The 26,611-nt window shown below is 64.5% G+C and carries 22 protein-coding genes; 12 read left to right on the top strand and 10 right to left on the bottom strand.

Translation table 11 applies throughout. The features are described 5' to 3' along the window. Position 1 precedes the first annotated feature (1 nt). Entirely contained in the window at positions 2-796 is a 795-nt protein-coding gene (locus JGU71_RS16990; protein ID WP_372433201.1) for a thymidylate synthase, read from the bottom strand. Positions 797-838: 42 nt separating this feature from the next. On the opposite strand from JGU71_RS16990, the gene cobF reads away from it, so the two are divergent. The 3 genes from cobF (at position 839) to JGU71_RS16975 (ending at position 3,193) form a co-directional block, all read left to right on the top strand. Beyond that, on the top strand, positions 839-1,582 hold the full coding sequence (gene cobF, locus JGU71_RS16985; protein WP_199705467.1) for a precorrin-6A synthase (deacetylating): 744 nt from the start codon (positions 839-841) through the stop codon (positions 1,580-1,582). Positions 1,583-1,607: 25 nt separating this feature from the next. After that, positions 1,608-2,477: an Fpg/Nei family DNA glycosylase gene (locus JGU71_RS16980; protein WP_199705466.1), complete on the top strand. Its 870-nt coding sequence runs from the start codon at positions 1,608-1,610 to the stop codon at positions 2,475-2,477. 83 nt (positions 2,478-2,560) lie between these two features. Continuing rightward, a complete protein-coding gene (locus tag JGU71_RS16975; RefSeq protein ID WP_199705465.1) occupies positions 2,561-3,193 on the top strand; it encodes an LppP/LprE family lipoprotein in 633 nt (210 codons plus the stop codon). A 17-nt stretch (positions 3,194-3,210) separates the two neighbouring features. On the opposite strand, the gene JGU71_RS16970 is transcribed toward JGU71_RS16975, so the two are convergent. From JGU71_RS16970 to pdxR, 5 genes are read right to left on the bottom strand one after another with little or no spacing between them, the layout of a single operon-like run. Then, positions 3,211-4,695, bottom strand: coding sequence for a carboxylesterase/lipase family protein (locus JGU71_RS16970; RefSeq protein WP_233529525.1), 1,485 nt, complete (start codon positions 4,693-4,695; stop codon positions 3,211-3,213). Further along, positions 4,692-6,233 carry a carboxylesterase/lipase family protein gene (locus JGU71_RS16965; protein WP_199705463.1) on the bottom strand — a complete coding sequence of 514 codons (1,542 nt, stop codon included), beginning with the start codon at positions 6,231-6,233 and terminating at the stop codon, positions 4,692-4,694. The genes JGU71_RS16970 and JGU71_RS16965 overlap by 4 nt, the downstream gene beginning before the upstream one ends. Positions 6,234-6,255: 22 nt before the next feature. Beyond that, positions 6,256-7,695: a dihydrolipoyl dehydrogenase family protein gene (locus tag JGU71_RS16960; protein WP_199705462.1), complete on the bottom strand. Its 1,440-nt coding sequence runs from the start codon at positions 7,693-7,695 to the stop codon at positions 6,256-6,258. A gap of 31 nt (positions 7,696-7,726) precedes the next feature. Then, positions 7,727-7,972, bottom strand: a complete 246-nt coding sequence (locus JGU71_RS16955) for a DUF2630 family protein (RefSeq protein WP_199705461.1) — start codon at positions 7,970-7,972, stop codon at positions 7,727-7,729. 9 nt (positions 7,973-7,981) lie between these two features. Further along, positions 7,982-9,376: a MocR-like pyridoxine biosynthesis transcription factor PdxR gene (gene pdxR, locus JGU71_RS16950; RefSeq protein ID WP_199705460.1), complete on the bottom strand. Its 1,395-nt coding sequence runs from the start codon at positions 9,374-9,376 to the stop codon at positions 7,982-7,984. Between the two features lie 70 nt (positions 9,377-9,446). Here pdxR and JGU71_RS16945 point away from each other — a divergent pair, with 70 nt between their 5' ends. Next, positions 9,447-10,118 (top strand): pyridoxamine 5'-phosphate oxidase family protein, encoded by a 672-nt coding sequence (locus JGU71_RS16945; protein WP_199705459.1) that lies wholly within the window; start codon positions 9,447-9,449, stop codon positions 10,116-10,118. On the opposite strand, the gene JGU71_RS16940 is transcribed toward JGU71_RS16945, so the two are convergent. Continuing rightward, a complete protein-coding gene (locus tag JGU71_RS16940) occupies positions 10,099-11,352 on the bottom strand; it encodes a hypothetical protein (protein ID WP_307829692.1) in 1,254 nt (417 codons plus the stop codon). The genes JGU71_RS16945 and JGU71_RS16940 overlap by 20 nt on opposite strands. A gap of 61 nt (positions 11,353-11,413) precedes the next feature. Next, positions 11,414-13,057 (bottom strand): glucose-6-phosphate isomerase, encoded by a 1,644-nt coding sequence (pgi, locus tag JGU71_RS16935; RefSeq protein ID WP_199705458.1) that lies wholly within the window; start codon positions 13,055-13,057, stop codon positions 11,414-11,416. 91 nt (positions 13,058-13,148) lie between these two features. Between pgi and JGU71_RS16930 the strand changes: the two genes are divergently transcribed. After that, on the top strand, positions 13,149-14,603 hold the full coding sequence (locus tag JGU71_RS16930; RefSeq protein ID WP_199705457.1) for an NAD-dependent succinate-semialdehyde dehydrogenase: 1,455 nt from the start codon (positions 13,149-13,151) through the stop codon (positions 14,601-14,603). A 40-nt stretch (positions 14,604-14,643) separates the two neighbouring features. Here JGU71_RS16930 and JGU71_RS16925 read toward each other — a convergent pair whose 3' ends face one another. Further along, complete coding sequence (locus JGU71_RS16925; protein ID WP_199705456.1) at positions 14,644-14,937, bottom strand: chorismate mutase; 294 nt, start codon at positions 14,935-14,937, stop codon at positions 14,644-14,646. Between the two features lie 451 nt (positions 14,938-15,388). Here JGU71_RS16925 and pcrA point away from each other — a divergent pair, with 451 nt between their 5' ends. Continuing rightward, complete coding sequence (gene pcrA, locus JGU71_RS16920) at positions 15,389-17,875, top strand: DNA helicase PcrA (protein ID WP_199705455.1); 2,487 nt, start codon at positions 15,389-15,391, stop codon at positions 17,873-17,875. 97 nt (positions 17,876-17,972) lie between these two features. Here pcrA and JGU71_RS16915 read toward each other — a convergent pair whose 3' ends face one another. Next, positions 17,973-19,112 carry a M23 family metallopeptidase gene (locus JGU71_RS16915; protein WP_307829691.1) on the bottom strand — a complete coding sequence of 380 codons (1,140 nt, stop codon included), beginning with the start codon at positions 19,110-19,112 and terminating at the stop codon, positions 17,973-17,975. A 496-nt stretch (positions 19,113-19,608) separates the two neighbouring features. Between JGU71_RS16915 and sucC the strand changes: the two genes are divergently transcribed. From sucC to purH, 6 genes are all read left to right on the top strand, one after another. After that, positions 19,609-20,775, top strand: a complete 1,167-nt coding sequence (sucC, locus tag JGU71_RS16910) for an ADP-forming succinate--CoA ligase subunit beta (RefSeq protein ID WP_199705454.1) — start codon at positions 19,609-19,611, stop codon at positions 20,773-20,775. Between the two features lie 13 nt (positions 20,776-20,788). Then, the gene (gene sucD, locus JGU71_RS16905; RefSeq protein WP_199705453.1) at positions 20,789-21,703 is read left to right on the top strand and encodes a succinate--CoA ligase subunit alpha; all 915 of its coding nucleotides are present in this window, start codon (positions 20,789-20,791) and stop codon (positions 21,701-21,703) included. Positions 21,704-21,844: 141 nt separating this feature from the next. After that, positions 21,845-22,726: a DUF5336 domain-containing protein gene (locus tag JGU71_RS16900; protein WP_199705452.1), complete on the top strand. Its 882-nt coding sequence runs from the start codon at positions 21,845-21,847 to the stop codon at positions 22,724-22,726. 110 nt (positions 22,727-22,836) lie between these two features. Then, on the top strand, positions 22,837-24,300 hold the full coding sequence (locus JGU71_RS29915) for a cell division protein PerM (RefSeq protein ID WP_233529523.1): 1,464 nt from the start codon (positions 22,837-22,839) through the stop codon (positions 24,298-24,300). A gap of 59 nt (positions 24,301-24,359) precedes the next feature. Next, entirely contained in the window at positions 24,360-25,007 is a 648-nt protein-coding gene (gene purN, locus JGU71_RS29910) for a phosphoribosylglycinamide formyltransferase (RefSeq protein ID WP_233529622.1), read from the top strand. Next, entirely contained in the window at positions 25,000-26,553 is a 1,554-nt protein-coding gene (purH, locus tag JGU71_RS16890; protein WP_199705451.1) for a bifunctional phosphoribosylaminoimidazolecarboxamide formyltransferase/IMP cyclohydrolase, read from the top strand. The genes purN and purH overlap by 8 nt, the downstream gene beginning before the upstream one ends. Positions 26,554-26,611 lie beyond the last annotated feature (58 nt).

The raw sequence follows: 26,611 nt of genomic DNA, 5'->3' as shown, positions 1-26,611 counted from the left end.
CTCAGACGGCAACGGGTGCCTTTATCGCGGGGTGGTGTTCGTAGCCCACGATTGCGACGTCGGTGAACGAGTAGTCGAACAACGAATCAGCTTTGCGCAGTTCCAATTTCGGAAACTCGAAGGGCTCGCGCGACAGCTGGGTCGTCACCTGCTCGACGTGGTTGTCGTAGATGTGGCAGTCGCCGCCGGTCCAGATGAAGTCGCCGGGCTCGAGACCGGTCTGCTGCGCGACCATGTAGGTGAGCAGCGCGTAGCTCGCAATGTTGAACGGGACGCCGAGAAACAGGTCGGCGCTGCGCTGATACAGCTGGCAGCTCAGTTTGCCGTCTGCGACGTAGAACTGGAAGAACGCATGGCACGGCGCAAGCGCCATCTCGGGGATCTCCGCGACGTTCCATGCCGAGACGATGATGCGACGCGAATCCGGATTGCTGGCAAGGGTTTCGAGCACCTGCGTGATCTGGTCGATGTGCTCGCCACTCGGCGTCGGCCACGAGCGCCACTGCACCCCGTAAACCGGCCCGAGTTCGCCGTCGTCGTCGGCCCATTCGTCCCAGATCGTGACGCCGTTCTCGCGCAACCACTTGACGTTGGATTCGCCGCGCAGGAACCACAGCAGTTCGTACACGATCGACTTGAGGTGGACCTTCTTGGTCGTGATCAGCGGGAAACCGGCGGCGAGGTCGTAACGCAGCTGATGTCCGAAGATGCTGCGTGTGCCCGTGCCGGTGCGGTCGGCCTTCACCGCTCCCGACGTCATGACATGAGAGAGCAGGTCCTCGTATTGAGTATCGATCGCCACGTCGGCCAGCCTATCGCGTGCTCTAGGGTCGCCAGCATGCGCAAGCTCTCCGTGATCGGTATCGGTGCGGGTGATCCCGACCAGGTGACCGTGCAGGCCATCAAGGCAATGAACCTCGTCGACGTGTTCTTCGTGATCGGCAAGGGAGCGGAGAAACAGGAACTCGTCGACGTCCGGACCGGGATCCTGGACTCCCACGTCGACGGTGAGTACCGAATCGTCGAGGTTGCCGACCCGCCGCGTGACCGGACCCCGGACGACTACAAGGGGGTCGTCGACGATTGGCACGATCGGCGCGCCGAAGTCCTGGAGAAGCATTTCGCGGCCGTCCCCGACGACGAGATCGGCGCCATCCTGGTGTGGGGAGACCCGTCCCTCTACGACAGCACCCTGCGGATAGTCGAGCGGGTGCTTGCCCGCGGGAACCTGTCGTTCGCCTACACCGTCGTCCCGGGAATCACCAGCGTGCAGGCGCTCGCGGCACGGCATCGCATCGTGCTCAACGCGATCGGCGAACCCGTGCACATCACGACGGGACGAAAGCTTCGGGACGAGCCGACCGGCAACGCCGTCGTGATGCTCGACGCCGATTGCAGTTTCACAGCGGTAGCCGGTGACGACATCCACATCTGGTGGGGCGCGTATCTCGGCATGGCGGACGAGGTGTTGATCGACGGAAACCTGCGTGAGGTAGAAGACGACATCGTCCGCACTCGTGCGACATTGCGCGACCGGAAGGGCTGGATCATGGATACCTACCTCCTGAGACAGCAAATGTGACGGACACTCGGCTTACGCTGGAGGAATGCCCGAGCTACCAGAGGTCCAGGCCCTGACGCAGTTCCTGCAGGCGAACGCAGTCGGATCGGTCGTCGGCCGCATCGACGTCGCGGCGCTGTCCGTGCTGAAGACGTTCGATCCGCCCATCACGGCGTTACAGGGCAAGGACATCACCGACGCCGGACGTTGGGGCAAACATCTCGGTATCAGCTGCGACGGTGTCTGGTTGATAACGCACCTCTCGCGCGCAGGGTGGCTCCGCTGGGTCGACAACCCGAGTCCCGCACCGCCGAAGCCCGGTGGACGAAGCCCGCTTGCGCTGCGTGTACACCTGTTCACGCCCGAAGGGGCGACGCCGGCCATCGACCTGACCGAGGCGGGCACGAAGAAGCGCCTCGCGGTATGGCTGGTCCGCGATCCGCACGACGTTCCCGGCATCGCGAGACTCGGACCGGACGCGCTCGAGGTCACCGAAGACGAGTTCGCGCAACGGCTGAAAGGCACGTCGCAACGGATCAAGTCGGCGCTCACCGACCAAACCGTGATTGCCGGCGTCGGCAACGCGTATTCCGACGAAATACTCCACACCGCAAAGATTTCGCCGTTCGCGACGACGGGAACGATGGCCGAGGCGAAGATTTCGGTGATCTACGAGACGATGCGTGCGGTCTTGACCGACGCCGTCGAACGCTCGGTCGGTCAGGACGCGGCTCGGCTCAAGGGGGAGAAGCGATCCGGGATGCGTGTGCACGCGCGCACCGGTCTACCGTGTCCGGTCTGCGGAGACATCGTTCGCGAGGTGTCGTTCGCCGAGCGCTCGTTCCAATACTGCGCGACGTGCCAGACGGGCGGGAAGGTGCTTGCGGATCGGCGGATGTCGCGGTTGCTGAAATGAGACCCTTCGCTCGTTAACGGGCACACGCTGTCGGTCTATTTCTCCTAGAGCGCCGACACGGGTGCCGCAGGGGAGGATCAGCGATGAGGATTTCGACGATGGCACGGGTGTGCGTGCCAGCAGCAATAGTTCTGGCATGCGCGACGGGATGCCAGAGCACCGATCAGGAACCGACTGCTGTACCAGGCACCACCGCGACAGTGAGCACGTCGGCGACCGCCGGGACGACCGCCGCCGAAGAACCACAGACCGGCGCGGCGACGGCAACGAGCGAGGCGACAACCGTTGCACCGAAGACCGACGACATCAGCGGCAGCGGACTCTGCCTCGATCCGCAGGCGCCCGGCGTTGTCGCCGCCCTCGCGACGCTGTCCGGAGGCCCATGGGTGGCAGAACATTCCAGCGATTCGGCCGTCGGGTCCTGTCCTGAGCTGCTCTGGTTGTCGGCAGCGGGCGGAAACTCCGCCGGCGCGCCGATCCATGTGCTGTTCTTCCACGAGGGCAGCTACCTCGGCACCGCGACATCGGAACCGTACGCGTTCACTCACGTCGCGACCAGCACGTCGGACTCGGCAACGGTCGAGTACAAATGGTTGGCAGGCGACGAGCCGTTCTGCTGCCCGCAAGGCGGACCGGTCGCCATCGATTACGTATGGGACGGAACAGAAGTCGTGATGAGCACGCCGCTACCCGACGAGGTCACGAAGGGGCGGTAATTTTCTGGATCCGACACCTATCGACGGTGCTCGTAGCCGATCCACGCCCGACGACGGTCGCCGAGTGGGTCGGCTTCGACGCGGGTGTCCTCGTCGATGATCAAGGTCTCACGGGTGTCGGTGGTGTAGCGCGGCCACGTTGCCTCCGGTTCACCGTGAGTGACGAAGTGCAGCCAATGTGATTGCACGACATCGGTTACCGCACGGAGACCCCGTCGACCACCGAGCAGCGTGGACTGCCGGGCAAGACCTTCGGAGCCGACACCGAACACCGCGAACAGCTCGGTCCCGTGGGTAGCTCGGAGTCCAACGGTCCGCAACAGTCGGGGTTCGAAGTCGTACCGATAGCTGTAGGTCGGTGCTGCGGCCGAATGTCCTTGGGCCACAAGAATCGACGGTTCCCAGAAGACGACATCGCCGCCGAGGTCGGTGGCGGCACGTCGTCCGGGGTAACCGGGGTAGGCAGCAATTGCTCGTTCCTTGACGTCGTCGGGCGTCTGGTCGAACATCTTGTCGATCCGTGCGCGCGTCGTGGGGATGATGTCGAGGAAAAGCGGAAAGTACCGACCCTCATGGGAATTGGTACCGACGATCAGGGGTACTCGATGTGCCTTTCCTGCCGCGAAAACGTCGAGTGGATGAGCGGGAAGAAACTCGCCGTCGACGACGGGTGCCGTCGCGCGAGTACCTGGCTGTTCGTCGGTGCATCTCGCGGTGAGTGTCGCAGTGGCGGCGACGAGGTCGCTCGGCGAGGCATTGGTCAGTGCGTGGACAGCATCGCCTGCCCGAGCGCCGAGGATCTCGAGAAACTCAGCTGCCCAGGCACGAGCTCGCCGCTTGCCGTATACCGAAGCAGCGGGCGGACTTTCGGCAATCGCACGGGCGAAGGTACCTTCCGCTGCGGGTGTGCACATCAGTGTCGTCACCGCGTTGGCACCCGACGACTGCCCGAACAGCGTCACGTTCGACGGATCGCCACCGAACGCGGCGATGTTGCGCTGCACCCATTCCAGCGCGGCGACCTGATCTCGCAATCCAAGGTTGGAGTCGAACGGCCTTTGCGCAGTGGAGAACCCGCTGAAGTCGAGGTAGCCGAGGGCGCCGAGGCGGTAGTTGAGCGAGACGTAGACGATGTCGCCTCGCTCGACGAGATGGTTGCCTTGATAGATCGGTTCGGACGATCCGCCTGTGACATAAGCGCCGCCGTGGATGAACACCAGTACCGGCCGAGGTGCGGCGCTCGGTGCCGCAGGTGCAACAACGTTCAGGGTCAGGCAATCCTCGCTGGCACCGGCACGGATTCTCGACTGCGGTGCCACCGGTCCGAAGGTTTCGGCCGACCTGACATCGGTCCACGGGTCCACCGGCTGTGGCGCTCGAAATCGGAGCGTGCCGACAGGTGCTGCGGCGTAAGGGATTCCGCGCCACGCGAGGAGGTCGCCGATGCGGGTGCCGCGTACGGCACCCGCATCGGTCGTGACTTCGATGGCGGGGTCGGTCAACCCGCAACCTGTTCGGTGATGTCGACACCAGCACCCGGCGCCGTGCGGAAACCGGACCATGCCAGACGACGTTGCTTGTTGAGGTCCGAGACCACGCGGGTTGTCGCGTCGAAGACCAGCGTCTTGCGGGTTTCCGTGTCGTACGCGGGCCACGACTCGCGCGGCGCACCCGTCTTGGCGAAGCTCAGCCAATGTCCTTGCAGCTCTTGGGTTACCTCACGCAGCCCTTTTCGACCGCCGAGCGCGGTGAGTGCGAGGCCTGCCCTGGTATCACCGAAGCCGAAGACCGCGAACAACTCCGAGGCGTGCGTCGCGCCGAGCCCCATTCGGGTGAGGACACGCGGCGCGAAGTCGTAGCGGTAGTTGTAGGTCGGCGCGTGCGCGCTGTGGGCACCGCAGACCTCGATCGTCGGTCGCCAGAAGATGTAGTCGCCACCGAGTTTCACCGCCGCGTTCTTGGCGGGATAGCCCGGGTACGCAGCGGTAATCGCTTGTGGTGACGGAATATTCGCGCGGCCCAGCATCCGCGTGATGCGCTGTGGGTTGGTCGGAAGGTGATCGGCGAACTTCGGGAACAACGTGCCCTCGTCGCGGTTGGTTCCGATGATCAACGGAACACGATTCGCGCTGCCGTCGGCGTACGCCTCGAGTGGATGTTTGGGCAGGAATTCACCGTCGACCACCGGAATCATGGCGAACCGGCCGGGCTGGTCCTGCATCAGGCGATACACGATTTTGCCTGCAGCACGGCGCATGTCACCGGGGTCGGCTGTGCCCAACACGGTCGCAGCTGTGTCCGCCGTCGCGCCCATCGCCTCGACACAGCGCAGCGCGAAATCGTCTGCGGTCTCCTTCGTCGTTGCCCAGTCCGCCGGTGAGCTTTCGGCGATGCCGCGATGAAAGAGGCCGTGTGCTGCGGGTGTGGCGAACAGCGTCGTCACCGCTGCAGCACCTGCCGATTCGCCGAAGATGGTGACGTTGCCGGGATCGCCACCGAAGGCCGCGATGTTGCGCTGCACCCACTCGAGTGCGGCAACCTGGTCGCGCAGACCGAGATTGGAATCGAAGGGACGCTCGGGTGTGGAGAACTGACTGAAGTCGACGTAGCCGAGCAGACCGAGGCGGTAATTGAAGGAGACGACGATGACGTCGCCACGCGAAACCAAACTCTTCCCCGAGTAGAGCTCGACTGCCGAGGTCCCGAACAGGTAGCCGCCGCCGTGAATGAACACCATGACCGCACGCGGCTGATCGCTGGGCTTGGCCGGCGCCGTCACATTGATCGTCAGGCAATCTTCGCTCTGAGGTTGGTACACACGAGCACCGATTTGCGAACCCTTGCGATTCTGTATCGCCGCGAACCCGAACTCGGTGGCGTCACGGACTCCCGTCCACGGGGTCACCGGAGCCGGTGCGCGGAACCTGAGGTCGCCTGTGGGCGGCGCGGCATAGGGGATAGAGCGCCACCTGAGGAATTTGCCCTCGCGGGTGCCCCGAACAACGCCTTCGCATGTGGTTACCTCAGACAACGATGTCATGCTTCGGATCATAACCACGGCTCTACCCGCGGCGCTTCTCCAGTAACCGCAACCAGAACTCCGACACCGTCGGATACGACGGAACCGCATGCCAGAGCGTTTCCAACGGCACCTTGCCGACGACCGCGATGGTGGCCGCGTGAATCTGCTCGCCGACGTCAGGTCCGACGAAGGTTGCACCGAGCAGCGTGTCGGCCGACCTGTCGATGACCAGCTTGGCGTGACCGGCGAAGTCGTCGCGTGCCAGTGATGACCCTGCGACGGCGATGTCGACCTCGACCGTCTCGACGTCGAAACCGTCCTTCTTCGCTTCGCGCTCGGTTCGACCGACCGACGCCACCTCGGGTTCGGTGAAAACAACCTGCGGGACCAGGCCGTGATCGGCGGTCGCTGCGTAACGCGGACCGTCGATCGCCCGCCCCTCGGCCCTGGCCGCGATCACGTCGCCGCACACCCGCGCCTGGTACTTGCCCATGTGTGTGAGTGGTGCCCGACCGTTGATGTCGCCGACTGCGTAGAGCCAGTCGCCTGTGGCGGTGAGGTGATCGTCCGTCTCGACGTAGCGTCCGTCGTCGAGGCCGACACTTGCCAGTCCCATGTCGGCGCTTGCCGGTGTGCGTCCGGCCGCGACGATGATCTCGTCGACGACGATCTGTTCGTCGCCGAGGTCAAGTGTTGCGGGTCCGCCGTGGATGGTCCCGATCCCGGTGTCCTGTGCGTCCGGCCGGTCGACACTCTTCAGGTCGGCGTGAAAGATGATTCGGCCGCGGCCCCCGGTGAGCCCGTCGGCGACCCGCTCGCTCGCGAATGCTTCCGAGGTGGCGAGCAGCGCCGAACCTCGGACGATCATCGTCACCTCGTCCGCGCCGAAGGCCAGCAGCCAGGTGGCGGCTTCGCAGGCGACCACGCCGCCGCCGATGATGGCGACGCGTTTCGGGACTTCGGTCATGTTGGTCGCGTCGCGGGAGGTCCAGGGGAGTGCTTCGCGGAGTCCTGGCGTGTTCGGCACGTTCGCCGTGGTTCCGGTCGCAAGCACCACCGCGTGGCGGGCGGTCAGGGTTGTGGTTCCGGCTACGCCGCTGACCTCGACCGTCTTCTCTCCCGTCAGTCTGCCGTGGCCTCGTACGACGTCGATGCCGGTGTTCTCTGCCCACTGCACCTGCGAGGAGTCGTCACGTTTGTGTGTGAACGAGTCCCGTCGTGCCAGCACGGCCTCGAGGTTTACGCCACCGGCGGCGAGGAGCTCGCCGACGCCTGCGATCGCGCGAGCGCCGGAGAGGACGTGAATCGGCCGGAGTAGCGCCTTGCTCGGCATACATGCCCAGTAGGAGCACTCACCGCCGACCAGTTCGTGCTCGACGATCACGGCTGTGCGATTGCTGCCTGCGATTGCGTATGCCGCGGCGTTCTCGCCCGCGGGTCCGCCGCCGATTACGACGACGTCGTAGGTATCGGATGCCATCTGCTCACCGTAGCGCCGAACACCCGCTCAGCTATTGCAGATAGCCCTCTACCTGTACGACGGACTGCACTGTTGCGTCATCGGGAGATTGCCCTGCATCGATGCGAGCACGGCGCTGCCGCAACAGGTCCCAGCACTGATCGAGGAGCGTTTCCAGTTGGGCAAGCTGTTTGTGCTCGGTCTCGGGATCGAGCTTGCCCGCTGCTGTCTGCGATCGCAGATCGTGTTCGGCGGCGACGAGGTCTTTGATACGCGCGAGGATGTCCTGTTCGCTCATTCGTTCACCCTACGTACGTGACGGCCCTCGATGCACGAAAGGCGCAAGTAGCGCCGCGACCGTGGGAATCGAATCGTGCAATTCGGCTCTGCTGCATGCGGTGTAGCCGAGTGCGATCCCGAACGTCGACTGTGGACCGAAGTGGTGTCGCTTCAGCCCGTCGAGGTGGATACCTGCCGCACGTCCTGCGGCGATGACCGCACGTTCGGCTTCCGCCGAGGGCAACAGCACAACCACGTGTGCGCCGGCATCGTCGCCGACGACCGATAGTCCCGCGGTCGCGCACTGCTCGACGAGAAATTCTCGCCGCTCGGATACCTCCCGGCGGGTGCGGCGTAGGTGGCGTGCCAGGTCTCCCGAGGTCGCGAGTTCGCGGACAACCAATTGCCCGGCCGGGCTCGGTCTCGTTCCGGTTCTGTCGCGGTGTTCGAGCACAGCATGTGCGACAGCGGCGGGTGCGACCATCCAGCCGACACCGAGTGCAGAGGTGAGGATCTTGCTCGTCGTGCCGAGGTGGACGACCACATCCGGACCTATCGACGCGAGTAGAGGCAGTGGTGCTGCGTCGTAACGCAATTCGCCGTCATAGTCGTCTTCTATGACGATGATGCCGTCACGACGCGCCCGGTCGACAAGCTGAACCCGACGTGCCGCAGGCAGTCGTCCTCCCATCGGAAACTGATGTGCCGGTGTGCAATACACCGCTTTCACGCCCCTCGGTATCGCGTCGACGCATAATCCCTCCGCATCGACAGGTACCGGAACCACGGTCATTCCAGCCGCGCGCAGTGCGCCGACGGACCTGCGGTAACCCGGTTCCTCCATGGCGACCGCATCACCGGGTTTCAGGATCGATTCGGCGAGTTCACCTGTGGCGGAGCTTGTTCCCGCCGTCGTCAGTACTGTTCCCGAATCGACACCGGCCGCCAGGCCTCGGTGCCGCAACAGGTGTTCGACTACGGCTGCGCGGTAGTCGGGGAGGCCCGCCCGCTGCGGACGAATCATGGAGGGATGGTCGGCGGCAGCGCGCCACGCTCGCCGCCACGCAGCCTTGTCGATCGTCGCGACGCAGGGCGCACCGGGCGCAAGGTCGATCAAACCCTCGTCGCCGACGGGTAATTCGTAGGAAACATCATGTGCCGGGCTGGGTTTCGGTGCGGTGGTGATGAAGGTTCCCGCACCGTGCTTGCCCGTGATCCAGCCTTCGGCGTGCAGTTGGTCGTACGCCGCAGACGTGACGGTCCGGCTGACACCCAGCGTGTCGGCAAGTCTGCGCGAGGACGGCAACTTGTCGCCTGCACGCAACCGACCGTCGGTAGCCGCAGCGCGGAAAGCGTCGGCAACTTGGGTCGCCAGTGGAGTGCCTGCGGCGCGATCGAGGGTGATCGGGAGGTCGTCGTTCACGAAAGTGGCCTTTCGATATTGCGTCCAATTGGCACTGTTGTGATGCCACTATTGCTCGCAAGATGGTGTTATGTCCAACACCGATACTCTTTCGCCAACTCCTCGCAGCACGGTCAAGCGACTCAAGGACCGCGCCAGGACCGACCGCGCGGACCTGTACGAGATCTTGGATGCGGCCTTGATCTGCCATCTGGGCATCGTCGTCGACGGCTCGCCCGTCGTGCTTCCCACCAGCTTTGCTCGGTCAGGAGACACGCTCTACCTGCACGGCTCGACAGGCGCGCGGAGTTTGCGCGAAGCGCTCGCGGCCGACGTGTCGATCACCGTGACCCTGCTCGACGGCATCGTCTATGCGCGCAGCGCCATGCATTTCTCGATGAACTACCGCTCCGCCGTTGTGTTCGGCCGCTGCCGCCAGGTGAGCGGCGACGAGAAGGCAGCTGCACTGCAGTCGATCGTCGAACACCTCGCGCCCGGCGCGTGGGATGTGGTGCGACAGCCGAACAAGCGTGAGTTGGCTGCGACGAGTGTGCATGCGATCGATCTGACCGAAGCATCGGTCAAGATGCGCAGCGGTGGACCCGGCGACGACCTATCCGATATCGAAGCCGGTGGCGTGTGGGCGGGAGTGCTTCCGCTGCAGCAGAGTTGGGGCGACCCGGTGACGTCTACCGACCTCGAGCCCGGCGTCGATGTGCCGGAACATGTTCGGCACCGACCGGTCACCACGCTCGGGCGGTGACGCCGTAGCGCGCGATACGTTCGAGCGCGAGTTCGAGCAGTGCCGAGTTCGAGCCGAACAACTGTGGGTCGAGGGCGACGAGAGCGAGTGTGTACTCCTCGCCCGACCTGCAGAGGTACCCGGACAGCCTGGTGCGCAACCGATTCAGTTGCGCGACCGTAAGGCCCGGGTGCAGCGCGCGAGTCGCGATACCGGTGCTGCGGTGCCCACCGAGATCGGCGATGCGGTCGGCGATAACACCGATGTTCGAGCACAGCACATCGCGTTCGCCTGCACCCTCGGCGAGGCGATGGGCAAGGCGGTCGGGGAGCACGCCGAGTAGTTCCTCCGGAAAACCGGCCGGACTTGTCATTGGCGCGAGGTAGGCGGTCCGGCACTTGGCCAGGATCGTGGCAGGTGAATCGCTCGCCACGACATCGATATCCGTCATCGACATGGCGTTGTCGATGCCGGCGTCGCCGCGGACATCGATCGGGAGTGCCACACCGATGCTCGGTTCGGTGTACCCGGCGGACCGGAGGATGTCGGTGACCACCGCGATGAAGAGGCTGTTGGCCGAACCGCCGAAAGAGGTTGCGGCCTCGTCCCACTCATGTGTGTCGACGGTGACGATCGCGGTTCGGATCGTTGCGACCGACTCCGATCGTGACAGCCGAGGCGGTCGGGCGAGTTCGGCACGCACCTCGCGCTGTGTGGCTAGTTTGCCGAGTGCGCGAGCGGTGCCCTTTGCGACGATCGCCCACTGGGCCCGGGCATCCGACCAGTCCGAACCTGGCTGCGGGACAACGTAATCGGACTCACCCGCCAACGCTCGGTCGACGGCAAGCACAAGCCCGCGCGCATCGGCGAGGACGTGGGAACAGACCAGCGACAGCACGGTTCCGCCGTCGTCGAGGCGTGCCGCCGAGAACCGCCAACCCGGTCCGTCGGTGGGGTCGAGGTTCGCACCGGCAGCATCCGCCCACTCGAGCAGGTTGGCGGCAGGGATCGGCGCGGCTTCGATCGACAGCGGGTATGCGCCGATATCGCGTCGCCACCACGGCCGCGCACCGGGGGTCCGCGGTCGAACGACCCTGCGCCCCAACGGCCCTCTAGCAAGCGCGGAATGGATCGAGGTGAGCAACTCGACCTCGAGCGCTTCGCTGCTGCGCCACAATCCCTGCATAGCGATGGGCGTGCCGAGGCCGCGATGGGACCGCAGAAACATCTCGTCGATTACCGAAAGGCGGCCCACCCCTCGTGAGTCTTTTCGGAGGTCCGGCGCGCCGAAAGGACTCACGAGGCGCGAAGCGCCCTCATCGCCCGCGACCGCGGCGATACCACGCGACAAGTTGATCGGTCGACGAGTCGCCGAGCGACTCCGGCGCCTCGACCCCCGTGAGTGCCGGCTCCAGTTCAAGTGCCTGCTTCTTGCCGAGCTCGACGCCCCACTGATCGAACGAGTCGACTCCCCAGATGGTGCCCTCGACGAAGACCTGGTGCTCGTAGAGCGCAATCAGCTGACCGACCACCGACGGCGTCAGTCGTTGCGCCAGAATCGTCGTCGACGGCCTGTTGCCCGGCATCACCTTGTGGGGGACGACGTCGGCGGGAGTGCCGTCGGCCGCGATTTCCTCGGCCGTCTTGCCGAACGCGAGGACCTTCGTCTGCGCGAAGAGGTTGCTCATCAGAATGTCATGCATACTTCCCGACCCGTCCATTGTCGGGAGATCGTCCGTCGGCTCGGCGAAGCCGATGAAGTCGGCCGGGATCAGCCGTGTGCCCTGATGAAGCAGCTGATAGAACGCGTGCTGGCCGTTGGTGCCTGGCTCGCCCCAGAAGATCTCACCGGTCGACGTCGTGACGGGGGTGCCTGCTGCGGTGACCGATTTGCCGTTCGATTCCATCGTCAGCTGCTGCAGATACGCTGCGAACCGGGCGAGATCGTTCGAATAGGGAAGCACGGCACGGGATTCGGCGCCGAGGAAGTTGGAATACCAGAGTCCGATCAGCCCGAGCAGCACCGGCGCATTCGATTCGAGCGGCTCGGTGAGGAAGTGCTCGTCGACCGCACGCATCCCGGCGAGGAACTCCGCAAAACGTTCCTTGCCGATCACGGTCATCACCGAGAGCCCGATCGCCGAACCCACCGAGTACCTGCCGCCGACCCAGTCCCAGAAGCCGAACATGTTGGCGGTGTCGATACCGAATGCCGAGACCTTGTCGGCGTTCGTCGACACGGCGACGAAGTGCTTGGCAACGGCGTCGTCACCGAGGGCGTCGGTCAGCCAACTGCGGGCGCGGGTTGCGTTCGTCAACGTCTCCAGCGTCGAGAACGTCTTCGACGCGATGATGAAGAGCGTCGTCGCAGGGTCGAGGCCCGCTAGTTTCGACACCAGATCCGCGGGGTCCACGTTCGACACGAAGCGCGCCGAGATGCCTGCGTCCGCGTAGTGCCGCAACGCCTGGTAGACCATGGCGGGCCCGAGATCGGAACCGCCGATACCGATGTTGACGACGGTCGAGATGCGCTCACCGGTTGCACCACGCCACTCGCCGGAGCGGACGGCGTCGGTGAAGGTGCCCATCCGATCCAGCACCTCGTGCACGTCGGCGACGACGTTCTGGCCGTCGACCTCGAGCGTCGCGTCTGCCGGTAGCCGCAGTGCCGTATGCAGCACCGCTCGATCCTCCGACACGTTGATGTGCTCGCCTGCGAACATGGCGTCGCGGCGCGCTTCGACGTCGGCTGCACGAGCCAGATCGGTCAACAGACGCAAGGTTTCACGATTCACGCGGTGCTTGCTGTAGTCGATGTACAGGTCGCCGACGGTGACAGTCAGATCGGCGCCACGCGCCTCGTCGTCGGCGAACAATTCACGAAGATGTGTGGACGAAATCGTGCCGAGGTGGTCGCCGAGCTTCTGCCATGCCGAACTCGCGGTGATATCGCTGCTCATGGTCGAAGAGCCTAGCGTCGCGGATGCGTTGTCTCGCAGGAATCTTGATCTTGCGGCCCATTTCCGGTCCGCGACCGGGCATGCTGGGAACATGGACGAACGCGAACTCATCGATTCGATTCCCACCCAACTTTGGATCGCTGGAAAGCCCACCGATGCCGAGGGTGGCAAAACGTTTCCGGTCTACAACCCCGCGACCGGTGACCCTGTCGCACACGTAGCCGACGCCTCGCCGGCCGACGGTATGCGGGCACTCGACGCCGCAGTCGCCGTGCAGCCGACGTGGGCAGCGACTCCCGCTCGCGAGCGTGGGGAGATCCTGCGCGCTGTGTTCGAGGAGATCACGAAGCGAGCCGAGGACATGGCTCTGCTGATGACCCTCGAAATGGGCAAGGCGATTGCCGAAAGTCGCAACGAGGTCCGCTACGGCGCCGAGTTCTTCCGCTGGTTCAGTGAGGAAGCGGTCCGCATCCATGGTCGCTACCAGCACGCGCCCGCGGGCAACGGCCGGATCCTCGTGACCAAACAGCCCGTGGGGCCGTGCCTGGCCATCACGCCGTGGAACTTCCCACTCGCCATGGGCACGAGGAAGATCGGGCCTGCGCTTGCCGCAGGGTGCACGATGATCGTCAAGCCTGCCGCCGAAACCCCGCTGACGATGTTGCTGCTCGCTCAGCTGTGCGCCGACGCCGGGCTGCCCGAGGGTGTGCTTTCTGTCGTGACGACCAAACAGTCCGGCGCTGTGACCGGACCGCTCATCGAAGATCCGCGCCTGCGCAAACTGACGTTCACCGGGTCGACAGCGGTCGGGCAGAAGTTGGTCGAGAAGTCGGCGAAAGGACTGCTTCGGACCTCGATGGAACTTGGTGGCAACGCACCGTTCGTCGTCTTCGACGACGCGGACGTCGATGCTGCCGTCGAAGGCGCGATGTTGGCCAAGCTCCGCAACGGCGGCGAAGCGTGCACGGCGGCCAATCGGTTCCACGTACACAACTCGGTGCGTGCGGAGTTCACCAGCAAGCTGGTCGAGAAAATGGGCACGATGCAACTCGGCCCCGGAACCGATCCGGCGACCACACTCGGACCGCTGATCAACGCGGACCAACTCGCAACCGTGACCGAGCTGGTCGACGATGCCGTTGCGGTCGGCGCGAGCCTCGAACTGGGCGGCAAGGCACCGGGCGGTGCCGGATTCTTCTATCCCGCGACCGTGCTCGCCGATGTTCCTGCCAACGCACGGATCCTGCGGGAAGAGGTGTTCGGGCCGGTCGCGCCGATCGTCGGCTTCGACACGGAGGAGGAAGCTGTCGCCGCGGCCAACGACACCGAGTACGGCTTGGTCGCCTACATCTACACAGAAAACCTCGACCGCGCGCTACGCGTGGCCGAGGCTCTGGAGACGGGGATGGTCGGTGTGAACAGGGGAGTGATCTCGGATGCGGCTGCACCGTTCGGCGGCGTCAAAGCGTCCGGGTTCGGTCGAGAAGGCGGTTTCGAAGGTATCGACGAGTATCTGGAGACGAAGTATGTAGCTCTGACACCCTGATCGAGCATGGTTCAGCGGCAGGTGCCGCGGACGCGGGGGTTCAGTGACCGAGGCGGCCGCGGCCGAGGCGCAGCAACAGCATGGCAAGCGTGTGGCCCTCTTGGCCGAGCTCGCTGAAGCGTTCGAGGACTTTCATCTCGCGGCTGTGGACCAGGCGGGTGCCGCCCGAAGCCATTCGCGTGCGGCCGATGATGCGGGAAACCTCAGTGCGTCGCTTGATCGCCGCCAAGATCTCGGCGTCGAGCTGATCGATCTCCTTGCGGAGCTTTTCGATCTCTGCCTCGCTCTGCGGCATGGAAGAACCGGAGCCAGTTGTCTTTGTCGGGCTGCTCATATCTTCTCCTCGTGTCAGAACGTGGATCGCCTATCAACGTCGAGTTGTTACCGATCCAGTGCTTCTTCCACGAAACAGACCTGGAATTTGTCTAAAAGCCCAGGTACGTGGACTGGTCAGGCTTGCAGTCTCCAGTAGCGACTACCGGTCGGAAATCTCTGGAAACTGGGGTGCACCGACTCTGATCATGAAATTAGTCTGCCACGGGTCCTGAGTCTGTCAAAACAGAAAGTCCTGTGACCTAGCTGTGAGTTGGACGTCGGCCCAGGTCGCATCGGGCGATGCCGCTGACCAGGGGGCCTTAATCATACTGTAATCGGGCCGTTACCGTTGCTCCATCCGGCTCCGGCGTCGAATGCGGCGATGGCTGCGATGTCGGTGCGCGCCGGTAGCGTGTTCGGGAAATGAACTCGGTAATGAGCAGCACCCAGAAAATGAGCTGTACCCGGAAATGAGCATTGTGACCAAGGATTCAGCGACCGATGCAGCAACTGCGCCCAAGGGAGGATCGGTCCCGTCGGCGAAGGAGACCGCGGCAGAGACGGCCGAGCGGCTGCTCGACGGTCTCAATCCACAACAACGTGAAGCTGTCGTCCACACCGGGTCGCCGCTGCTGATCGTCGCGGGCGCAGGCTCGGGCAAGACGGCGGTACTTACCCGCCGGATCGCGTACCTCCTTGCTGCGCGTGGAGCGACGCCGGGCCAGATTCTCGCGATCACGTTCACCAACAAGGCCGCAGGCGAGATGCGCGAGCGGGTGATCGGCATCGTCGGGCCCCGTGCTCGCAACATGTGGGTGTCCACGTTCCATGCGAGCTGCGTGCGGATCCTGCGGATGCAGGCGTCGCTGCTGCCGGGGCTCAACTCGAACTTCTCGATCTACGACGCCGACGATTCGCGTCGTCTGCTCACCATGATCAGCCGAGATTTCGAGATCGATGCGAAGAAGTTCTCCGCGCGTTTGCTCGCGACGAGCATCTCCAACCTCAAGAACGAACTGATCGATCCCGAGCGAGCGACCGACGACGCCGACAAGGCGGGCACCGAGTTGGAGCGTCTGGTCGCGAGGGTGTTCGTCGAGTATCAGAAGCGGCTGCGCAGTGCGAACGCGATGGATTTCGACGATCTCATCGGCGAGACCGTCGCGGTGCTGCAGAACTACCCGCAGGTCGCTGAGTACTACCGCAGACGGTTCAGGCACGTGCTCGTCGACGAGTACCAGGACACCAACCACGCGCAGTACGTCCTCGTGAAGGAACTGGTCGGCGGCAGCTCCGAGACCGTAGACAATCCCGACGACCCCGCTGCAGCCATCGCCCCGAGCGAACTCTGCGTCGTCGGCGACGCCGACCAGTCCATCTATGCGTTTCGCGGCGCGACGATACGAAATATCGAAGAATTCGAGCGCGACTATCCGGATGCTCGGACGATCCTGCTCGAGCAGAACTACCGCTCGACCCAGCACATCCTTTCCGCGGCCAATGCCCTGATCTCGCGCAACGCGGGTCGCCGTGAGAAGCGACTGTGGACCGATTCCGGTGACGGCGAGTTGATCACCGGGTACGTCGCAGACAACGAGCACGACGAAGCGACGTTCGTCGCCTCCGAGATCGACCGGCTCTCCGATGCAGGCGAGGCCAAGTTCAGCGACGTGGCGGTCTTCTATCGCACGAACAACTCGTCGCGTGCGCTCGAAGAGATGTTCATCCGTCGTGGGCTGCCCTACAAGGTGGTCGGCGGTGTGCGCTTCTACGAACGCAAGGAGGTTCGTGATGCTGTCGCGTACCTGCGGGTCCTGGACAACCCCGAGGACACGGTCAGCCTGCGCAGGATTCTGAACACGCCTCGCCGCGGCATCGGCGACCGCGCGGAGGCTTGCGTCGCCGTGCACGCAGAGCAGAAGAACATCAGTTTCGCGGAGGCACTTCGCGACGCGGGACGAGGTGTGGTCCCGCTGCTCAACACCCGTTCGCAGCGCTGCATCCAGGCGTTTCTCGAGATGATGGACGGCATCCGCGAGGTCGGAAACACCGAAGGTGGCTACTTCGACGTCGGCGAGATGGTCGAAGCGATATTGGAACGCACCGGCTATCGTGCCGAACTTGCTGCGAGCAGCGATCCGCAGGACGGTGCCCGACTCGACAACCTCAACGAATTGGTCAGCGTCGCAGCGGAATTCAGTTCCGAGGCACGCAATGCCGCGGCGCTCGCCGACGCCGAGGGCACACGCGAAGCCGCGGTCGCCGACGGTGAGGTCGATCCGGGGTCGCTCGCGGCGTTCCTCGAGCGGGTGTCCCTCGTCGCCGACACCGACCAGCTGCCCGATTCGGGGTCCGGCGTCGTCACGATGATGACGCTGCACACGGCGAAGGGGCTCGAATTTCCGATCGTGTTCGTCACCGGCTGGGAAGACGGCCAGTTCCCGCACATGCGAGCACTCGGAGATGCCGCTGAGTTGTCCGAGGAGCGCCGATTGGCCTATGTGGGTATCACGAGGGCCCGAAAGCGTCTCTATCTCACCAGAGCCATCGTCAGGTCGGCATGGGGTCAGCCCATCAGCAACGCGGAGTCGCGGTTTCTGCAGGAGATCCCGAACGAACTCATCAACTGGCGCAGGCTCGATCCGGGCAAGTCCGTCGGCAACGCCATCGGTCGCGGGCAGTCGCGCGATTGGACACGGACCGGCGGGTCCGGCTTCGGTGGGCCGAGCAGACGAGCCGAGAGCTACGGGTCGCCCAGGCCTGCGCCCGGATCCGTCAGAGGTAAGGCCGTCGAGGTCTACAAGCTCGGTGACCGTGTCAATCACGACAAGTACGGCCTCGGGACCGTCATCTCCGAAGACACCCTCGGTCAGTACCCGACTGTGACGATCGACTTCGGCTCCGCAGGCAAGGTCCGTGTGGTCCCAGGCTTCGGCGCGCCGATGATGAAGCTGTAGGGCGTCAGCCGCGCGGTGGTGTCGGGGGCACCTTCACGTCGCCCAGCGACGGCAGGGGTGCTCTCACACCGCTATTGGCGATGAAAGGTGGTGCGAATCAGTCGCGTTCGACGCCGAGGCTGATACCGCGCGAGGCGAGCCACGGAAGCGGGTCGACCTTGTCGGTGCCGTTGAGCCACACCTCGAAGTGGCAGTGTGGACCGGTCGAGAAGCCGCGGTTGCCCATCTTGGCGATCTCGTCGCCTGCCATGACCTGCTGCCCGACCGTGACGGTCGCCGAGTCGATGTGGCCGTAGATGGTGACGGTGCCGTCGGCGTGCTTGAGGCGGACCCACATGCCGAAGCCGCTAGCCGGACCCGCGTCGATCACGGTGCCGTCGGCGACGGCGAGGATCGGCGTGCCGATTGCGTTGGCGATGTCGACACCGGCATGCAGCGTGCCCCAGCGAGCACCGAAGCCGGAGGTGAACGATCCGACCGCGGGGAGTGCGAACAGCGGACGCAGAGCCTTGGCTTCGCGTGCGGCGCGATCCTGGGCGAACTTCTGGCCCTTTTCGATGAGGCCGGCGAACTGTGTCGGATCGAGCGGCGCTGCGATGTTGAGCAGCTGCGGCGCTGTCTTGGACTCGTTCTCGGGAGTGACCGCGACACCTGCCGTATCGACGAACTGCGCCGCCTGTGGCATTGCTGTGGCGGCGATGCCCGACTGTGCGTCGGAGGAGAGCGCGACGTCGGCGATCGAAGGCGACGTGTCGGTGCTGCTGCTGACCGCTGCCTGGCCCGCTGAGACGACTGCGCCCGCTGCGACGGCTACGACCGCCGCGCGACCTTTCAGGGCGGCAGGGGGAGCGGGGAGGCGGTGTGCGCCGCGACGACGCTTGGGGCCTTGTTCGGAGCTACCTGCCGACTCTGCGCTCGGACGCCGATGGCTTACCGGACCGAACTCGGCGCGGTAGTCGGAGGAGCTAGCGGCTTCGTCGTCCCAGCTGCGGAAGCTGTAGGTCGATGATGAGTACTCGGTGACTCGGTCGGTTTCGCGGTCGAGCTCCGGATTTGAAATGTAACGATCCTGACGATTGGGCTGATATCCGAATGACTGCTCGGTCGATGAGGGACCGAGCACACCCGGGCGACGGCCATAGGGGCCATCGGCGTCGTCGAAGTTCGTTCCGAACTCGAAGCTGGTGTTGTCGAGGCGATTGTCGAACGCTCCCGAAGGATCCGCCTGATCGGTCACGAAACGGCTGGGTGTGAACGGACTGCGATGTTGCGACAAGATGCGCCGTTCCCTCCGTGACCAGGTTGTGACTTAGACCTCGAGGACGGTAACGAAACGATTGCAAGCAGCGCAAGTTAACGGGGCCACGAATCCAGATATGTGAGATGCATCACAAACTGACCTGGGAATATGTGCAGAGCCTCCAAAGGGGTCGATGTCATATCGAGACATCTCGGGCGTGTCACGGAACGTGTTCCAACCGCCGCTGCGCAGCCAATTGCGACCGAACCCGTCATGGTTACTCGTCAGTAGCGATATCGTGGGCGTGACCAGCGAAGACGTCGTCGAACGGCGATCGAGACGCTGGTGAATTCCTTCGCAATGTCGGTCGCCGAGTGAGATGAACCACATAGCATGTATGCGGTCGATTGACGATGCAACGAAGTGGCTAAAGTCCGAACCTGACCCGCTCCTACCCGCGAGTGGGTGTCAACGCAGACGAGACGGTGAGCAGATGGATCTCTTCGAATACCAGGCGAAAGAGCTCTTCGAAAAACACGGAGTTCCTTCGTCGAAAGGCCGAGTTACCGACAACGCCGACGAGGCCAAGCGGATCGCCGAAGAAATCGGCAAGCCGGTGATGGTCAAAGCCCAGGTCAAGGTCGGCGGCCGCGGCAAGGCCGGTGGAGTCAAGTACGCAGCAAACGCAGACGAAGCGCTTACCCACGCGCAGAACATCCTCGGCCTCGACATCAAAGGCCACGTAGTCAAGAAGTTGCTCGTCGCCGAGGCGAAGGACATCGCCGAGGAGTACTACATCTCGTTCCTGCTCGATCGCACCAACCGCACCTACCTTGCGATGTGCTCGGTCGAAGGCGGCATGGAGATCGAGGAAGTTGCCGCAACAAAGCCGGACCGACTTGCCAAGGTCGCCGTCGACGCCGTCAAGGGTGTCGACCTCGCCTTCGCTCGCAGCATCGCCGAGCAGGGCCACCTGCCCGCCGAGGTGCTCGACGCCGCTGCGGTCACGATCCAGAAACTGTGGGAGGTCTTCGTCTCCGAAGACGCACTCCTCGTCGAGGTCAACCCACTCGTCCGTACGCCCGACGATCAGATTCTCGCCCTCGACGGCAAGGTGACCCTCGACGCGAACGCCGACTTCCGGCAGCCGGGCCACGCCGAGTTCGAGGACAAGGACGCAACCGATCCGCTCGAACTGAAGGCCAAGGAGAACGACCTCAACTACGTCAAGCTCGACGGTGCGGTCGGCATCATCGGCAACGGTGCGGGTCTGGTCATGTCGACGTTGGACGTCGTCGCCTATGCGGGGGAGAAGCATGGCGGAGTCAAGCCTGCGAACTTCCTCGATATCGGTGGCGGTGCGTCTGCGGAGGTCATGGCAGCCGGACTCGACGTCATTCTCAACGACGAACAGGTCAAGAGTGTGTTCGTGAACGTCTTCGGCGGTATCACCGCATGTGACGCGGTCGCGAACGGCATCGTCGGCGCGTTGCAGACGCTCGGCGACGAGGCCAACAAGCCACTGGTGGTTCGCCTCGACGGCAACAAGGTCGAGGAAGGCCGCAAGATTCTCGCAGACGCTGCGCACCCGCTGGTGACGCTGGCGGCGACCATGGACGAGGGCGCCGACAAGGCCGCCGAACTGGCTTCGGCCAAGTAAAGGAAAACAGGCTGTGTCTATTTACCTCAACAAAGATTCCAAGGTCATCGTCCAGGGCATCACCGGCGGCGAAGGCACCAAGCACACCGCGCTGATGCTCAAGGCAGGCACCCAGATCGTCGGCGGTGTCAACGCTCGCAAGGCGGGCACCACCGTCAGTCACACCGACGCATCCGGTGCGGCACTCGAGATCCCGGTGTTCGGGACCGTTGCCGAAGCGATCGAGAAGACCGGCGCCGACGTGTCAATCGCGTTCGTCCCGCCGAAGTTCGCGAAGGATGCGATCGTCGAAGCCATCGACGCCGAGATCGGCCTGCTCGTGGTCATCACCGAAGGCATTCCGGTGCAGGACTCCGCGTACGCGTGGGCCTACAACGTCGAAAAGGGCAAGAAGACCCGGATCATCGGACCGAACTGCCCCGGCATCATCACGCCCGGCGAAGCCCTCGTCGGCATCACCCCCGCCAACATCACGGGCACCGGACCGATCGGCCTGGTCTCCAAGTCGGGCACGCTGACCTACCAGATGATGTTCGAACTCCGTGACTTCGGTTTCTCCACCGCCATCGGCATCGGCGGCGATCCGGTCATCGGTACGACCCACATCGACGCGATCGAGGCCTTCGAGAAGGACCCCGACACCAAGCTCATCGTCATGATCGGCGAAATCGGCGGCGACGCCGAAGAGCGCGCGGCCGAGTACATCAAGGCCAACGTGACCAAGCCCGTCGTCGGCTACGTCGCGGGATTCACCGCACCCGAAGGCAAGACGATGGGCCACGCTGGCGCCATCGTGTCGGGCTCGTCGGGCACCGCGCAGGGCAAGAAGGATGCATTGGAAGCAGCGGGAGTGAAAGTCGGCAAGACGCCGTCCGAAACCGCTGGTCTGGCACGGGAGATCCTGCAACAGGCAGCTGTGACCGCCTAGGCAGCCAACCGATCCGATACGCGATCCGATACGGTCGCCTCGTTGCTGAAACAAGCGCAACGAGGCGACCGTCGGTCGTTCGGGGAGTTTGTGCAGTAGCGTTCCGTGTGACTACTCGCGACTTGAACAAGGAGCAAGACCATGTCTAACCCGCAGGGGGGTTCCGGGTACGGTCAGCCGGCCCAGCCGAACCCGAACGCAACCTCCGCAACCACAGCAGCCAAGGGATTGCCGTGGATTCTGACGGCAGTCGTCGCAGGACTCGGCGTACTGAACTTTCTCGCAGGCTTCGCGCCGTACCTGGCCGCGGACTTCGACGGCGGAGAGAGCATCAAGTTCTTCGAGTCCCAGTCCGGCGGCTCGCTGATCGTCGCGCTGCTGCTGCTCGGCGGTCTGTTCGCTGGACTTTCGCTGCTGCCGAAGCAGGAGTGGATCGCCCCGGCAGCCGCCGTTTCGGTTACCGCATTTCTCACGCTTCTCTTCCAGGTATTCACGGTGTCCGACGGTGTCAAGGTCGCCTTCGGTGGCTGGATCGTCTTGCTGCTCAGCCTGATTCAGGCAGGAGCTGCGGTAGCCGCGTTCCTCTTCGGAGCCGGCATCATCAAGGCACCGGCGCCTCGGCCCGCTCCCGCTTTCGGCGGTTACGGCCAGCAGGGTTACGGCCAGCCGGGCCAGACCTACGGTCAGGGTGGCTACGGCCAGCCGCAGCAGCAGGGTTACGGCCAGGGCCAGGGCTACGGACAGGCGCAGCAGTCGTCCTACGGCGCACCGGCGGGTTACGGCCAGCAGGGTGGCCCACAGGGTGGACAGCAGCCCGGACCGCAGGGCGGGCAGCAGAGTGCGCCGTCGGCACCCCAGGGTCAGGCAGCTCCGACGCAGCAGTACCAGCCGCCTTCGGCTCAGCAGGGTCAGCCGGGTCAGCAGTACGGTTCGCAGCTGAACTTCGGTTCCGCGGCACCGCAGCATCGCGCGCCCGACGGCGGCAACGACGCCACGCAGGCGTTTCGTAATCCCAACGAGTAGTCGACCCGACGAGCAGTTGCCCGACGAGCAGCTGAAACGAGAGTGTGACTTCCGACTTCCGTCGGCGCGCCTGAGCACTGCGCGCCGACGGAAGTGTCACGCTCGGAGGGATGAGTGCTCTGCTTGATTCGACAACGCGCACGAACGACACGCGATCCGGCAGTCGGGCGCCTGCACAACCAGCCCTGACGCCCGACCTCGCGAAACGACTGCTGCTTGTAGCCTTCCGCCCGACGGTCGTCGTTCTGACGCTGATCTCCGCGATCATTCTCGTCACTCTCGTGACGGCCAACAGCGACCTCACCGGCACAGCAGGTGCGATCGCTGCCACGTGGCTCGGCGTCCACCAGGTCGGTCCGACGATCGGCAGCACGGCCATCGGAGTGCTGCCCCTGCTGCCGACTTTCGGTCTGCTGTGGATGGTCGTCCGCGGATGCAGCGCCGCAATCGAACCGCTGACCTCGCGACGTGAAATCGGCTGGATCGTCGGTGCGGCGGTCGGTGGCCCGTTCGTCGTGACCGTCGTCTGCTTGGCGATCATCAAGGATGCGTCGGCAGTCATCTCACTCCAGTCGCCGAACACGCTCGCCGCGTTCGCCTGGGTGGTGTCGCTGCATCTGGGTGCGGCCGCGCTCGGCGTTGCGACCGCACGGTGGCGCTACCTCGTCGTGTCCGCGCAGGTGCCGAGTTGGGTGATCGCAGGCACGACCGCCGGTCTGCACGCGATTCGTCGTCTACTCGTATGTGCGGCCGTCGTCACCGTTGTTTCTCTGCTCGCATCGTTGTCGACGATGCTCGAGTTGCTGCACACATCGGATGGTTTCGTCGGCGGGCTCGGCATGGGTTTGCTGTCAATGGCGTATCTGCCGAACGTCGTCGTCGGAGTCGGTGCGGTCGTCGTCGGGGCCACTGCCAACATCGGCGTCGCGTCGATCGGACTTTTCGGTGTGGTCGGTGGACCCGTCCCCGGGCTACCCGTCCTTGCCGCGGTGCCGACTGGAACGGCACAGCCGTGGTGGCCTGCGTTGCTCGTCGTTCCGGTGTACGTCGCAGTGCAACTCGGACGCGAGTGCGCCGCGGCGAATACGGATCGGACTGCAGCAGCGCAAGCTGCGCTGGCGGGTGGTCTCGGTGTGGGAGTCGTTTTCGGTCTCCTCGCCTTCGCTGCCGGCGGCGAACTCGGAACGTTCGGACACGTCGGCGCTCAGGCATTTGCCGCGGGCGCGGCCGTCGCGGGCTGGTTGGCGTTGCTCGGATCGGCGTCGGCATTCATATTCGGCCGAAACGGAACCGCCGCAGCCGCGCGGAAGAGCCGAGGCGAGGACGAGGTTCGTGTCGTCGCCGAGCCCGTCGCCATCGACGCCGAAATCGTCGAGGACGACCCTCAGTTGGCCGTCGAGTCCGGCGAAGCTGCAGCGCACAACGACAGCGACATCGTGGAAGCCGAAGTGGTCGAAGCAGTGGATGTCGAAGTCGATGCCGCCGACGCCGAGGTCGCCGAGGTGGGCGATGCCGACGTTGTGGACGCCGAAGTTGTGGACCTGCCCGAGACTGCCCCCGGTACCGCCGACTAGGCTCTCTACCGGTCGGAATACCGACCCTGACCGTTACCGATGCAGCCAGGAGTAGAGCGCTGACCACCTCGGGTGAACCAATCCGGCTGCCGCCGACGGCGCCCGCGCGAGTCGTCGTGCTGGCATCCGGAACCGGAACGCTTTTGCGGTCTCTGCTCGAGGCCGCAAGTAGTTCGAACTATCCCGCGAACATCGTTGCGGTCGGTGTCGACAGAACCTGCGCAGCAACGGAGCACGCCGACGCCGCAGGCGTGCCTCGTTTCAAGGTCGCACTTCGCGAGCACGCGGGCCGCGCCGAATGGGATGTCGCGCTGACGAAGGCCGTCGACCGACACGATCCTGACCTCGTCGTCACCGCTGGCTTCATGAAAATCCTCGGACCGACGTTCCTGTCGACGTTCGGCGGTCGGATCATCAATACCCACCCCGCGCTGCTGCCGTCGTTTCCTGGCGCGCACGGGGTGCCCGATGCGCTGGCCTACGGTGTGAAACTCACCGGTGCCACAGTGCATCTGGTGGATTCCGGTGTCGACACGGGACCGATCCTGGCTCAGGAAGGCGTTGCGGTCCTTCCCGACGACGACGAAGCGAGCCTGCACGAGCGAATCAAGGTGGTCGAACGTCGACTACTGGCGGAGGTTGTCGCCGCCGTTGCCGTAAGAGGTGTCATCTCCGATGGACGAAAGGCCGAGATTCCAAGTGAGTGAACGCAAGGCTGTCAGCCGTGCACTGGTCAGCGTGTACGACAAGTCCGGGCTGGTAGAGCTCGCAACCGGTTTGCACGCCGCAGGTGTCGAACTTGTCTCGACCGGGTCGACGGCCGCGACCATCGCGGGCGCCGGAATTCCGGTGACGAAGGTCGAAGACCTGACCGGATTCCCCGAGACTCTGGATGGGCGCGTCAAGACGCTGCATCCCCGGGTCCACGCGGGCATCCTCGCTGACACCCGCAAGGAGGAACACCTCGATCAGCTGACCGAACTCGGGGTCGAAGCCTTCCAGCTCGTTGTCGTGAACCTGTATCCGTTCACCGAAACCGTTGCCTCGGGAGCCTCGCCCGACGAGTGCGTCGAGCAGATCGACATCGGCGGTCCGTCGATGGTCCGTGCCGCTGCGAAAAATCATCCGTCCGTCGCGGTGGTCGTCGATCCGGCGCGTTACGACGATGTGCTCACTGCTGTCTCGGCTGGTGGGTTCACCCTCGCCGAGCGAACGGCCTTGGCAGCGCAGGCCTTTCAACACACGGCTACCTACGATGTCGCTGTCGCTAGCTGGATGTCCAACGTCCTCGTCACCGACCCCGAGGGCTTTCCGTCGTGGCTCGGTGGTACGTGGGATCGCTCGGCCGTGCTGCGCTACGGCGAGAACCCGCATCAGGCTGCGGCGCTGTACAAGTCGGGCCCCGGTGCCGACGGTCTCGCGCAGGCCCAGCAGTTGCACGGCAAGGAAATGTCGTACAACAACTACACCGATGCCGACGCCGCGTGGCGTGCGGCGTTCGATCATTCGTCGCCTGCTGTGGCAATCATCAAGCACGCCAACCCATGTGGCATCGCGATCGCCGCCGACATTGCCGAGGCCCATCGCAAGGCACACGCGTGCGATCCGGTCAGTGCGTTCGGCGGGGTGATCGCCGCGAACCGCGAGGTCACCGTCGAGATGGCCGAGCAGGTCGCCGAGATCTTCACCGAGGTCATCATCGCTCCGGCCTACGCTGACGGCGCGGTGGAAGTGTTGCAACGCAAGAAGAACATTCGAGTTCTGCTCGCCCATCCACCCGTCCACGGTGGTGCCGAACTTCGCCCGATCTCGGGTGGCGCGCTGCTGCAGCAACGCGACATCATCGACGCGGAGGGTGACGATCCCGCGAACTGGACTCTTGCAGTCGGTCCGGGCGCGGACGAAGCAACCCTCGCTGACCTCGAATTCGCTTGGCGTGCCTGCCGGGCCGTGAAGTCGAACGCGATCCTGCTAGCGAACGACGGCGCGTCGGTCGGCGTCGGAATGGGACAGGTCAACAGGGTCGACGCCGCGCACCTCGCCGTGCAGCGTGCGGGCGATCGAACGAAAGGTTCGGTCGGGGCGTCGGATGCGTTCTTCCCATTCCCCGACGGTCTGGAAGTGCTTGCCGCAGCAGGTGTTCGGGCCATAGTGCAGCCAGGTGGGTCGGTCCGCGACGATCTCGTCATCGAGGCCGCACGCGAGGCGGGCGTGACCATGTATCTGACCGGGGCGAGGCATTTCGCCCACTGATTTGCCGTCGAGTGTGCACTTATCGTCGTCCCGAGCGTCTTGGGCGACACATAAGTGC

Origin of the sequence: Antrihabitans stalagmiti, from assembly GCF_016482825.1 — a bacterium.
GTDB classification, from domain to species: Bacteria; Actinomycetota; Actinomycetes; order Mycobacteriales; family Mycobacteriaceae; genus Antrihabitans; species Antrihabitans stalagmiti.
The sequence above is the reverse complement of the archived record's forward strand: the minus strand, read 5'-3'. Positions and strand labels throughout refer to the sequence as shown.